The sequence below is a fragment of the Undibacterium sp. TJN25 genome (assembly GCF_049339885.1).
Classification (GTDB): Bacteria; Pseudomonadota; Gammaproteobacteria; order Burkholderiales; family Burkholderiaceae_D; genus Undibacterium.
The window spans coordinates 136,353-148,889 of sequence record NZ_JBMPPM010000012.1; the positions used below are offsets into that span (position 1 = coordinate 136,353).

The 12,537-nt window shown below is 57.3% G+C and carries 11 protein-coding genes; 5 read left to right on the plus strand and 6 right to left on the minus strand.

Annotated features, from left to right (window positions below):
- Positions 1-55 precede the first annotated feature (55 nt).
- The 4 genes from ACO0LO_RS24780 (at position 56) to ACO0LO_RS24795 (ending at position 6,510) form a co-directional block, all read left to right on the plus strand.
- Positions 56-1,087, plus strand: a complete 1,032-nt coding sequence (locus ACO0LO_RS24780; RefSeq protein ID WP_422968449.1) for a LysR family transcriptional regulator — start codon at positions 56-58, stop codon at positions 1,085-1,087.
- A gap of 162 nt (positions 1,088-1,249) precedes the next feature.
- Complete coding sequence (locus tag ACO0LO_RS24785) at positions 1,250-5,311, plus strand: Pls/PosA family non-ribosomal peptide synthetase (protein WP_422968451.1); 4,062 nt, start codon at positions 1,250-1,252, stop codon at positions 5,309-5,311.
- Between the two features lie 2 nt (positions 5,312-5,313).
- Positions 5,314-5,928: a hypothetical protein gene (locus tag ACO0LO_RS24790; RefSeq protein WP_422968453.1), complete on the plus strand. Its 615-nt coding sequence runs from the start codon at positions 5,314-5,316 to the stop codon at positions 5,926-5,928.
- A 51-nt stretch (positions 5,929-5,979) separates the two neighbouring features.
- Positions 5,980-6,510, plus strand: a complete 531-nt coding sequence (locus ACO0LO_RS24795) for a hypothetical protein (RefSeq protein ID WP_422968455.1) — start codon at positions 5,980-5,982, stop codon at positions 6,508-6,510.
- A 32-nt stretch (positions 6,511-6,542) separates the two neighbouring features.
- Here the strand turns inward: ACO0LO_RS24795 and ACO0LO_RS24800 are convergent, their stop codons facing one another.
- The 3 genes from ACO0LO_RS24800 to ACO0LO_RS24810 form a co-directional block, all read right to left on the minus strand.
- On the minus strand, positions 6,543-7,088 hold the full coding sequence (locus ACO0LO_RS24800; protein WP_422968457.1) for a GNAT family N-acetyltransferase: 546 nt from the start codon (positions 7,086-7,088) through the stop codon (positions 6,543-6,545).
- A 104-nt stretch (positions 7,089-7,192) separates the two neighbouring features.
- On the minus strand, positions 7,193-7,417 hold the full coding sequence (locus ACO0LO_RS24805; RefSeq protein WP_422968459.1) for a hypothetical protein: 225 nt from the start codon (positions 7,415-7,417) through the stop codon (positions 7,193-7,195).
- Between the two features lie 744 nt (positions 7,418-8,161).
- Positions 8,162-9,058: a LysR family transcriptional regulator gene (locus ACO0LO_RS24810; protein ID WP_422968461.1), complete on the minus strand. Its 897-nt coding sequence runs from the start codon at positions 9,056-9,058 to the stop codon at positions 8,162-8,164.
- Positions 9,059-9,189: 131 nt separating this feature from the next.
- Between ACO0LO_RS24810 and ACO0LO_RS24815 the strand changes: the two genes are divergently transcribed.
- A complete protein-coding gene (locus tag ACO0LO_RS24815; RefSeq protein ID WP_422968463.1) occupies positions 9,190-9,759 on the plus strand; it encodes a carboxymuconolactone decarboxylase family protein in 570 nt (189 codons plus the stop codon).
- A gap of 57 nt (positions 9,760-9,816) precedes the next feature.
- Here the strand turns inward: ACO0LO_RS24815 and ACO0LO_RS24820 are convergent, their stop codons facing one another.
- The 3 genes from ACO0LO_RS24820 to ACO0LO_RS24830 all read right to left on the minus strand — a co-directional run bounded on the left by ACO0LO_RS24820 (position 9,817) and on the right by ACO0LO_RS24830 (position 12,401).
- The gene (locus ACO0LO_RS24820; RefSeq protein WP_422968465.1) at positions 9,817-11,085 is read right to left on the minus strand and encodes a HAMP domain-containing sensor histidine kinase; all 1,269 of its coding nucleotides are present in this window, start codon (positions 11,083-11,085) and stop codon (positions 9,817-9,819) included.
- On the minus strand, positions 11,082-11,810 hold the full coding sequence (locus tag ACO0LO_RS24825) for a response regulator (RefSeq protein WP_422968467.1): 729 nt from the start codon (positions 11,808-11,810) through the stop codon (positions 11,082-11,084). Before ACO0LO_RS24825 ends, ACO0LO_RS24820 begins: the two co-directional genes overlap by 4 nt.
- A 72-nt stretch (positions 11,811-11,882) precedes the next feature.
- Entirely contained in the window at positions 11,883-12,401 is a 519-nt protein-coding gene (locus ACO0LO_RS24830; RefSeq protein WP_422968469.1) for a Spy/CpxP family protein refolding chaperone, read from the minus strand.
- Positions 12,402-12,537 lie beyond the last annotated feature (136 nt).

The window sequence follows — 12,537 nt, forward strand, 5'->3', positions numbered from 1 at the left end:
TGCGTGCGTACAGCCTTGTTTTTCGTTTCCGATATTTGCCCTCAGGGAGTCAGCGATGGATCGCTTTCAAGCAATGCAGGTGTTCACCCGTGTAGTGGATTCCAATAGCTTTACCCGTGCCGCGGACAGCCTGGGCTTGCCGCGCACGACTGTGACGACGACCATCCAGAGCCTGGAAAGCCTGCTGCAGGTGCGCCTGCTGAACCGCACTACGCGTCGCCTGAGCCTGACGCCGGATGGCGCCGCCTATTACGAACGCTGTGTGCGCATCCTGGCGGACATCGATGAGACTGAATCCTCTTTTCAGAACGTTGCGCGCGGCCCCAAAGGCCGCTTGCGCATCGACGTGCCGGCCTCGATAGGCAGGCTGATATTACTGCCGCAGATTTGCGAATTTTATGAGCGTTTCCCTGACATAGAACTGGTCATGGGCATGGGTGACCGCATGGTGGACATGGTGCAGGAAGCCGTGGACTGCGTAATCCGCGTCGGAGAACTGCAGGATTCGAGCATGGTTGCGCGCCGTATCGGTACCTTCCAGAGCATCACCTGCGCGGCACCGGAATATCTGGACCAGCACGGCGAGCCACAGACGATTGATGATTTGCAGCATCATCAGGCCGTGCATTATTTTTCCAGCCGTACAGGCCGCAACTTGGACTGGGACTTCATTGTGGATGGCGAGACTGTCGATGTGAAGGTCAACGGCAAGATCTCCGTCAATGACTCCGAGGCGTATATCGCCTGCGCCGTAAAGGGTTTCGGCCTGATCCAGGCGCCGCGCTTCATGCTGATGCCGCATCTGGAGTCGGGCGCGCTGCGCGAAGTGTTGCCGCAGTGGACCCCTGCCCCCATGCCTATCTCCGTGGTGTACCTGGCGAACCGTCATTTGTCGCCCAAGGTCCGCGCCTTTGTTGACTGGGTTGCAGAGCTGTTCCCACGTTGCCCGTTGTTCAGCGGACGCGATGCCGAAATGCTGAGCGGCCGCAGCGAATGCATGTTTGCAGGCAAGCCGGAGCAGCGCCCGGTGCACAATACGTTACGCGCAGTGATAGAGCAGCAAAATATTGCCGAAAGCGTGTTCTAAAATTTTCTGCTTATATGCTGCCTATATAGGGCAGCATGGACAGGAAGGCCCGCGGCGCCTGTGTTCCTTGTTATTTGTGTGATTACACAAAATAACAAAGAATTCATGCCCGCCGCCAGCTACGGGTGCTAACATTGGTGATTTCTCGCAGCCCCCTGTTTTATGCCCCATACTTGGTCCACCGAAGATCAGAGCACTACCCATAACGACGCTGGCAAAGCTGGCATACATCCCGCTTTTCATCCCGATATATTGTATGGCCCTCAGCGGCCCGACCTGATTCACCAGGAAGTCCTGGCGGATCTGTTGGAAGCTACCGCGAGCAGGTTGCCTGAGGCGACTGCGCTCATGTTCGGCGGCGAACAACTCAGCTACCGCCAGCTTGACGAGCGTGCGACGCTGGTTGCTTCCCGCCTTATCGAGGCGGGTGTCCGGCCCGGGCATATTGTCGGTCTGTGGCTGCCGCGCGGTATAGACTTGCTGGTCATGCAGGCCGGCATCGCCAAGACCGGCGCAGCATGGCTGCCCTTCGATGCTGATACGCCTGTGGACCGGGTGGCAGTCTGCCTGGAGGATGCGCAAGCTTACGGCATACTCAGTTGCTCCCTGTTTGCGCCTTCTCTGGCGGTGCTGGCGACGCGCGTGTGGACCGCGGAAGCAATGGCTGAACCGCAAGAGGCTGCGCACATACTGCGGCGGCGAGAAAATGTCCTGCCCGGCCATCCTGCGTACGTCATCTACACTTCCGGTTCTACCGGCAAGCCCAAGGGCATTGCGATCACGCAGGGCAGCATCTGCCATTTTTTGCGTAGCGAGAATGCGGTGCTGGGCGTGCGCAATACCGACCGGGTTTACCAGGGCTTTTCCGTAGCCTTCGATATGTCTTTCGAAGAAATCTGGATCAGCTACCTGGTCGGCGCCGCTTTGTGGATAGCGCCGAAGGAAGTTGCCGTGGACCCGGACGCCCTGCCCCGCGCGCTAGCCGATCAGCGTATCAGTGTATTGCACGCAGTACCCACGCTGCTGGCCTTGTTCAATCAGGACGTTGCCAGCTTGCGCATCATCAACCTGGGCGGCGAAATGTGCCCCGAGGCATTGGTAGCGCGCTGGGCCCGGCCCGGGCGTCAGGTATTCAATACTTACGGCCCCACCGAGGCGACGGTATCGGCCAGCCTGGCGGAATTGCATGCGAACGAACCTGTTACGATAGGCAAGCCCTTGCCCAATTACGGCTTGCTGGTGATTGACGCAGCAGTGGAAAACGGCCTGGGCCTTTTGCCGCGCGGCGAGATAGGCGAACTGTGTATCACCGGCCCCGGCATCGCGGCCGGCTATCTGGGGCGGCCAGAACTGACGGCGGAAAAATTCCTTTCCAACCCATGGAGCACTCAGGAAATAGACAGGCGGCTGTATCGCACCGGTGATCTGGCGCGTATAGACGAAGATGGACAGGTGCTGTGCCTGGGGCGCGCCGATGACCAGGTGAAAATCCGTGGCTTTCGTGTGGAACTGGGAGAGATCGAGGCAGTGCTGGCCAAACAGCCTGGCGTCGGTACCGTGGCCGTGATCTTGCGGCAGGAACAAGGCATAGACCAGTTGATCGCCTTTATTGTCCCGGACAGCGCCGAAGGCATTTCCAGTACGGCCTTGCGCGCCGCGCTGGCCGCGGCCTTGCCGCCCTACATGGTGCCTGCCCGTTATGAAAGCCTGGATGAAATGCCGCGGCTGACTTCCGGCAAGATAGACCGCAAGCAGCTGAAAGAAAAAATCCTTACTCCAACTGCCGGGTCCGCTGAATCGGACTTGCCGGAGACGCCGGCGGAAGAAGTGCTGTTTGCCGCGCTCGCCACGCTGTTTCCCGGCCAGCCCATTCGCAGGGATGCCGATTTCTTTGCCGATCTGGGCGGACATTCGCTGTTCGCCGCGCGGCTGGTCTCTTTGTTGCGGACGGATGCCCGTTTTGCCTATTTCAAGATCAGCGATATCTACCAGAACCGCAGCATAGGCCGGATTGCCGAAGTGCTGATGGAAACCCAGGTACTGTCTGCCGATGTCAGCGTGGACTGGGCGCCGCCGCCCGGCCTGAAACGCTGGTTATGCGGCGCAGCGCAGGCCTTTGCCATTCCCTGGCTGGTGGCGATGCGCATGGTGCAATGGCTGGCGCCCTTCTTTGCCTACCATTTTTTTACCGGTGATCCTGACGATTCCATCGTCCGCGCGTCTTTCCTGTCGGTGGGTGTGTTCATTGTGCTGACGCTGCTGGAGTTCGGCATTGCGGTGGCCTGCAAATGGCTGATCGTGGGCAGGCTGAAACCGGGACGTTATCCATTGTGGGGATTGACCTATTTCCGCTGGTGGTTTGTGGACAGGCTGATCGAGGCAGCGCCGACGTATATGCTGAGCGGCTCTTCGCTATATGCGTGGTGGCTGCGCGCGCTGGGCGCCAAAATCGGCAACGATGTCATCGTGGGGTCGATGACCTTGCGTGCCGCCGACCTGCTGACCATAGGCAACGGCGTCAGCATAGGCAATGCCAGCAATTTTGAAAATGCCCGCGTGGAACGTGGTGAATTGATCGTGGGGAGAATCACACTGGGCAATGACGCTTATGTGGGCTCCTACTCCGTGCTGGAAGGAGATGTTGCCATTGGCGATGCTGGCCATCTGGATGGCCAGTCTGCCTTGAGCCAGGGGCAAAGCGTGCCTGCGGGCCGTATGTGGCGCGGATCGCCCGCGCGCGACGTCGGCGCTTTTGACCCTGCTTCCAATCCGCCGCGCCCTGCTGTCAGCCGGTTGCGCTATGCAACGGAGGCGGCATTTTTTGTGTTCGGCGCTTTCCTGATTACCGCCCTGTTTTTCATGCCGGTGTTCCCCAGCTTTATCCTGATCGACTGGTTCGACAACGTGGACCGTTTCCCGTGGATGCAGGGGAATAATATTTCCTTTCAGCTGTTCAAGTATTTTATCCTGGCCTTCCCCGCAACGGCGATATTGATTGTCTGCACTGCGCTGCTGTCGGCCGGCATACGCTGGAGCATCCTGCCCAAGCTGAAAGCCGGCAGTTATAAGGTGCATAGCAATACTTACTGCGGCAAATGGCTGGTCAACCAGATCCAGGAATCCAGCCTGAACGTACTGCATGGCGTATATGCGACGGTGTACGCGCCTTTCTGGTACCGGTTGCTGGGCGCCAAGGTGGGCCGCGGCGCTGAGATTTCGACTGCGCTGGGCGTGGTGCCGGACATGCTGACCCTAGGCGAGGATACTTTTATCGCCGATGCGGTCTTGCTGGGCGATGAACAGATAGACGGCGGCTGGATGACGATGCAGCCCACCGTTATTTCCAGGCGCAGTTTCATCGGCAACGGCGCCTATATTCCCGATGGCACCATCGTGCCTGAGAACGTGCTGATAGGTGTGCATTCCAGCGCGCCCGACAACCAGCAGATGCGCGAAGGAGATACCTGGCTGGGCTCGCCCCCTATCCATCTGCCGGCACGCGAGGAAGTCACCGGCTTCCCCGATCACCTGACTTTTTCCCCATCGCCATTTCGCCGACTGGGACGTGGCCTGATTGAGGCTTTCCGTATCGTTGCGCCGCATGCGATGGTGATCACCGTAGGCTACACCATCGTGCTGAACCTGATGCCGCTGGCCGGCGAGGATCGCTGGGGCGAGGTAATTTATTATCTGGTGGTGGCGGGCCTGCTGTACGGCATAGGCAGTTTCGGTTTTGTGATGGCGCTCAAATGGCTGTTCATCGGCAGATACAAAAAAAGCAGCGTGCCGATGTGGACGCGCTTTGTGTGGCTATCAGAAGGCATCACCAATCTGTATGAAGGGATTGCCGTGCCGAATTTCATGCGCTACCTGCGCGGCACGCCATGGCTGCCTCTCGCCTTCAATCTGCTTGGGGCCAAAATAGGACGCGGCGTGTACATGGATACCACGGACATTACCGAGTTCGACTGCGTCAGCATCGGCGCCTATAGCGAAATCAATGCGCTGGCCTGTCCGCAGACGCACTTGTTTGAAGACCGTGTGATGAAGATTGACCATGTCAGCATAGGCAAGCAGGTGTACATGGGGCCGCGCAGTTCAGTGCTGTATAGCGCCGTAGTGGCGGACAGGGCGCGGCTGGGGCCGCTGACGCTGGTGATGAAGGGCGAATACATCCCTGCAGGATCCAGCTGGAGGGGTTGCCCCGCCGCTGCGACACGCTAACCATGGTCGCCGTAATTCCGCTTGTCCGCCCGTGGCCTGCGGCGCAGCAGGCCGCTGTTACGGACCTGGCCGAAAATGGACTGGCCGTCATAGGCATTACTTACGATACCAGCAGCGCGCGCGAGCTCGCGCGGCGGCAGATACGTGCTGCACTCGTTGAAACCCTGGCCGTTGCCTGCCATTGCCCTCCTTCACAAATACGGTTGTTGTCAACACCTGCACAGCCTGTGCAGGTGCTGATTCCCGGCTGGCAAATCAGTTTGTCGATCAGCCATGAGTCCGGCCTGTCAGTGGCAGTAATCTGCGACGGCGGAGTGGCCGGTATCGACATTGTGCGCGTGGATGAAACACTAGACTGGAAGGCGGTTGCAGAACTGTATCTGGGTAGTGAAGTTGCCGGCGCCATAGGCAGACGCCCCGTGCATGACCAAGCCCGCTGCTTTGCTCTTAAGTGGGCGGAACAGGAAGCCCGCTTGAAATGCCGCAGCCTCGCCATCTCCGAATGGAGTGCGGGACTTGCCCGTGAACTGGCGCAGTGCCGGGCCATTCCACTGGATCTGCCTGCAACTTATGCCGGATCGCTCGCTATCCAGGATTCCCCGTCTGCAGGTGAATGATAAAAGGACGATAATGACGGCTACCTCACTACCTTCTTTCAGGAGGGGACAATGAAACCCTATTTTAAAACTGCGGCATCGGCGCTATCCTGCATTGCACTTGCCGCCTGCCTGTCGTCCTGCGCCGGGTTGAACTGGGGCATAGGAAGCGTGCATCCCGGGGAGACCGAATCCGAAGTGCGCGCCGAACTCGGTGAACCTACCGGCGTTTATCCGGACGGCGACCAGCACCTGCTGGAGTATATGCGAGGCCGCATGTCGCAGGCTACCCACATGGCGCGCATAGGTGCTGATGGAAAGCTGATTTCTTACGAGCAGGTGCTGACGCTGCAAAAGTTTGCAGAGATCCAGGTCGGCGTGGCAGACAAGAACGCGGTATTGCGTATCGTCGGCAAGCCGCATGAAAAAGACTACTATGAACGCGTCCAGCTCGAAGCCTGGTCCTACGGCTTTAAGGAAAGCGGCGTCTGGGATTCCTTCATGACGGTATATTTCGATAAGGCCGGCATCGTGCAGAAACTCGAAAATGGGCCCGATCCCATGAGGGATCCCGGCGGGCGTGGCCACCGCGGTCACAGGTAAAACGCCATACGGCTAAACGGCCCGGACCGTATTTACCAAGAGGCAGGCGTTAAGACATAGGTCGCCAGATTGTCCACATTGCCGTGCGTGTGGGCAAATGACCCGGTATCTGCCTTGAAGTGAAGTTTTTCCAGCAAGGCTACCGAGCGGACATTGTCGGTGGAAGGGAAGGCGGTAATCGTTTTGACGTCCATGTCGCCAAAACCGTATGCAATGACTCTTTGCGCGGCCTCCTGCATCAGGCCCCTGCCCTGGAATTCCGGTAGCATTTCATAGCCGATTTCTACCGTTTCGTGGGCGAGGTCAAAATTCCAGTAGCAGATTGTGCCAACCAGGCCGGAGTTACCTTGCAAGTCTATCGCCCAGTACAGGGATTCTCTGTTGTCAACGGAAGTGTTGACGCTGCGGATGTGTTTACGTGCGTCTTCCATGCTTGCCGAATTGGGCCTGCCTATAAAGGCATTGACTGCAGGATCAGCGCGCAGCCTGTGTATGTCGGCGGCATCGTCAGCTACAAGCTGCCTTAACACCAGGCGCGCTGTCTTCAATACAGGAAAATTGGCAAAGTGCAGATTCATTGTTCTGCTTCAGCAAGGTGTATGACAAGTTTGCGGATACTGTAAATACTGCATATTGCTTGCAGGCGCCCTACCAAGTAACAAATACAGACTGGATGTAAAGCTTAGCGCGCTTTGGAGAGGATAACCAGCCATTTGCGGAACAGTAATACCTCCAGATGCCCTGCCTGTATGCCGGTAGAGCAATCGACCAGGGGATTGACCTGATAATAGCGTTGGCGGAAGTCACGGCAGACGAACAATTCGCGGCGGCCCAGACGCATCAGGAACGAAGTCGGTGCGCATTGCAGGCTGAAACCTGAGTCGAAAGAACTGTTGAGTTGTGCCATGGTAAATCTCCCTGTTGTGGAATTACACTAAAAGCGGATAAGTACGGTAGTTCGGACCAGTTAATTTGAAGCATCGTTTTTGCTTCAGCAGTCCATGAATCGTACTTTATCATAAAATACTGTATAAGCAATCAGTATTTTGTGTAGTGTCGCTTTTTGCACCATTCAGGGTGATGGCATTATTTCCAAGTTATTGTTTTTAAAGGAGTATTTCTCGGGCTAGAGTGTGTGCGGGGTTATTCGTTGTCGTCACGCCCTTTCTTAATCGGGTAAATCAAAGCGGCAATCGCCGCAACAACCGCCAGCGCAGCGGTAATGCAATCCAGGGTATCCATGGTAGCTTCCACGTAAAATCGGTCACGATTAAGTGTATGCCGGTGCAGTGCCCTTTAAAAATAAAATAAACAGCTATGCTTATGATAAAAATTTCCGCTGCATTGCTGCAGACCTAAGCCGCAATCAATGATCGATCTGTGAAGTGCGCAGAAGAATGAATAAATGAGTGAGATAGTGCTCATTCATTGACGCAGCCTGAACATTATTCTTAATGACGATTAACAGCTGAATCAGCTGCTTGCAGCAGGGTGATCATGCCCAAAGAAAGAAATGACGAAGCTTCTTCTCACTTCCGCCGGCATTAGCAACACGAGCATTCAAAACACGCTGGCTGAGCTATTAGAGAGCAGGTATAGTTTTTTTGGTTTCCTGAATATGGACTGCAGCGCGCAGCACTCGGGAAAAAAATCAATCTGCATCGGCTCCGCGCAACTCCTTGATCGCCATATCGAGAAACGCACGCACTTTGCGCGAGGCAAGCCGTCCCTCGTGCTGCATGACATGGACGGGCAGCACCGTGGCATCGTACTCGCGTAATACCTCTACCAGCCGCCCTGTAGAGAGATGCTGCGCCACCATATAGGATGCAACGCGCGTCACACCGAAGCCGTCAAGCGCAGCGACGATTGCTTCATCGTTTGTCGCAACAGTCAGTCTCGGACGGACACGAACAGTAATTTGCTGTTCCGGGCACACAAACCGCCAGTCTGAAGACGGCGTAATGCCGGCGGCAGAAATCATGACATGCCGATCAAGATCAGCGGGCGCCAATGGCGTGCCCCACTGTTCAAGATATGCCGGTGATGCACAAACCACGCGCCGAATATTGCCTACCGGGATTGCCTGGTAGCTGGAATCTTGCAGAGGTCCGATACGGATGGCGGCATCTACCCCTTCTTCCATCAAGTTGACGATGCGGTCTACAAAACGGCATTCGACCTCTGTTTCTGGATAGCGCCGCAGGTAATCCATGACAATCGGGGTCACATGGACTCGTCCAAACGAAGCCGGCGCCGTAATGACCAGATGGCCGCGCACAGATCCATGCGAGCCTGCCGCGGCTTCTTCGGTTTCGGCAACATCCGCCAGGATGCGCCGACAATCATCGGCATAGCGGGCTCCTACTTCCGTCATCCGCACGGTCCGGGTGGTCCGTGTTAAAAGCCGTACTCCCATCAGCGTCTCTAAATCACTGACAGCACGCGTCACTACTGGCGGCGAGATTTTCATTTTTCTTGCTGCCGAGGCAAATCCGCCCTCTTCTGCGACCGCGACAAAAATCGCCATAGCATCAAGTCTATCCATATTGTTTCTGATCCCGTAATAGTTTATTGCCCTGAGAGAGTATTCCAATTATGCATTAGATCAGTGAAACTATATTTGCTGCCTCGAAAACCCTTCAGAGGCGGTAAGCTTTTTTCATTCAGGAGTAAGTCGTGAGCCGTATTGCGATGATTGATCAACCCAGCGCCGGTGACGAACAGCAGGTGCTGTTCAATGACATGCTTGCTGAATTTGGCGGCGTGCCCAACATCTTCAAAATTGTTGCCAACTCCCCCGTCGCTTTGCGTGCCTTCCTGGGGATAGGTATCATCGGGAAAGAGGGGTCGTTAGATGCAGAGACGCGAGAGCGTATTGCGCTAGCGCTCGCGCAGAAAAATGAAAGCGAATACTGTATCTCGGCGCATACAGAGAGCGGCAAAAAGGCAGGACTTTCCGACAGCGAGATAATAACTGCCCGAATGGGCAGCAGCGACAATGCACATGCTGCTGTAGCGGTAAAATTCGCACTTAGCTTGATGGAAAAGAAAGGCGATGTTGGCGCTCTTGAACTGGTCGAAGTACGCAGCTCGGGTTATACCGAATCGGACATCGTGGAAATTTTTCTCCACGTAGGTATGAATTTTCTGGCCAATATGATCAGTAAGGCGAGCAGAGTCGAGCTGGATTCCCCCACTGTTACCGTCCTTCACGCATTCCACAAAGGGCGGAAGTCGAAGCGCTGAGGTATTGCCCGTTTATTCCGATATCGGGCCTGCTCTTTTTCCTTTATCGGACTGGCATTATCCAGGCAGCCTCAGCCTGAAGCAGCTGCCCCCGCCCGCCCTTGGCAGGCATTGCACGCTGCCCCCGTGCCTGGTGGCGATCTGCCGCACCAGGCTCAAGCCCAGCCCTACTCCGCCATCGCTCTCGCGAGCGCCGGGAAGCCGGTAAAAAGGGTCGAAGATGTGCTCTCTTTCCGCTTCGGGCACGCCGGGACCGCGATCGCACACATCCAGTTGCAGCATGCCATCCTGCATTTTTTGCAGAGCGACATCTATTCCGGCATCGCTGCCGTAGCGCCGGGCATTTTCCAGCAGGTTGCGCAGCATGCGCCGGATCAACCTGGCATCGGCGTGGATAGTAGCGAGTTCAGTTTCCAGATGGGCATTAACCCTGGCACATTCTTCGGCCAGCATTGCCGTCAGGTCCACCTGTTCACGGCTGTCCTGATCGCCTTTCACTGCATCCAGCCGGCTGGTCAACAGGATCTCATCGATCAACTGGTCAAGTTCGGCGATGTTGCGACCCAGTTCCTGCTGCATTTCTTCTTTGGGCTGGCTTTGCATCAATTCCACTGCCAGCTTGATGCGGGCCAGCGGCGAACGCAGTTCATGCGAAGCATTCGCCAGCAGGGATTTTTGCGCATGCAGCAGCGCCTCGATACGGGCTGCAGACTGGTTGAAACTGACTGCCAGGCTGGCCACTTCATCATTGCCTTCCACGGCAACACGCGTGGATAGCTGGCCGTTGCCCCAGGCATCGACACTGCCTTGCAGCCTCTCCAGGCGGCGGGTCAGGCGGCGAACAATAGGATATGAGCCTATGGCCATGATCAGCGCGATCAGCGCCAGCACGCCGATCAAGCTCAAAGGCGGACGGTGCGGCGGCTTGATACGGCGGGCCAGCAGCCAGCGCTCGTCGGGCAGCTTCAGCGCAAAAACCGTGGGATAGCCCGGCAGCCAGCCACTGCCGCTTTGCCCTGCCTGCCACGGCGGCAGCGGGCGCCCTACTGATGCAATCTTTTCGCCTTCTGCCGAATACAGGGCCAGGTCGGCGCGCACTTTGGCGCGCCAGCGATTCAGCGCGGCCTGCTGCATTTCTTGCGGTGCATTTGCCGGCGGCAGCACATCCGATGCGATCTCGCCGAAGGTCTCCAGCCCGGAGGCGAATTGCTCGGGGTCGGAACGTATGTGCGTCACGACGCCGAACAGCAGGGCCGTGATGGCAAGGCTGGCCAGCATGGCCAGGTAGATGCGCACATACAGCCGCTGCGACCATGGTTTTTTCATAGATCCTGCGCCTTGGCAAATACATAGCCTGCGCCGCGCACGGTAATAATACGCTTAGGCTGCTTGGGATCATCCTCGATGACTGTACGCAGGCGGCCTATATGCACATCGATGGAACGGTCGAAGGCATCCAGCGCCTCGCCCTTGAGCGCATCCATCAACTGCTCGCGCGACAGCACATGCCCTGCCCGTTCGGCCATTGCTGCCAGCAGGTTGAACTGGTAGGCGGTGAGGATGCGTTCCTGTCCGTCCAGTTTTACGGTGCGGGCATCCAGGTTCAGCTCCAGCCGGCCGAAATGCAGCACGCGCGCGGCGGCGCTGGAGGCGATGGCCGTTGCCTGCTGGCGGCGCAGCAAGGCGCGCAGCCGGGCCAGCAATTCCCGTGGCTCAAACGGCTTGGCGAGATAATCGTCGGCCCCCAGTTCCAGCCCCACAACCTTGTCCATCGGCTCTCCCCTGGCAGTCAACATGATGATGGGCGTATTGGCCACCGCACCAGGCTGCGCGCGGATCTGCTTGCACACGTCCAGGCCGTCGGCATCCGGCAGCATCAGGTCCAGCACGATCAGCGAAAACGCAGCGCCGCTTGCATGCTCCTTCAGCTTGTCCAGGCCTTCGCGGGCGCTTGCTGCATGCTGCACAGCGAAGCCGTTTTGCCCCAGGTAAGTGGCGACCATGCCTGCCAGGCGTTGGTCGTCTTCTATCATTAATACGTGTTGAGTCATTCTGAGTTTTACTGAATTGGCTGAATTAGAGATGGGCTAGTCTACAATAGACTGCCCATCTGCAATGCCAAATCAGCCCATCCTTTTCTTCATGTGCTCCGCCAGCTTCAGGCGCTGATCCGGTGTCAGCACTTCGGCGGCATCGGCCAGGGCCTGCGTGATGCGCCGCGACACCTGGTCGGCCAGACGCATTTCGTTTGCACGAACCCGCTCCAGCGCGGCGCGGTCCACCGTGGGCTGGGTCAGCAGCGTGATGGCTTGCTGACGGTCGGCGCGATGCTGCTGACGCAGCGAGGACAAATCCTTGAAAGCTGCGTTGGCAATGCTGCTTACCTTGGCTTTCTGTTCCGGTGTGCCGTCAGCCAGGATGCGGTTGACCATGGCATCCACATGTCTGGACATCGCTTCCGGCGTCATTTCATGATGCCCGCCCCGGCCGTGCCAGTGCCCTTCCATGGCGTCGCCGGCAAAGCTGATGCCGGTAATGGACAGTGCTGCCACCACGCTGGCAACGGCCGCGGCGGCAATCCAGCGCCTGCCTGTGCGCGGTGATTGTGCAGCCGATGGTTTGTCTGTATTTTGCCCGTTCATACGATACTCCTTGATGAGTGCAGCGAAGAATTCGCTTGCATGGTGTCACTGTAGATGCCGCGGTTTTCTGCAGCATGTATGCCAGGTAAAGTTTTGTAAAGCAGCTGGCAGCTGCTAGAAGGGCATTGCTGCATTC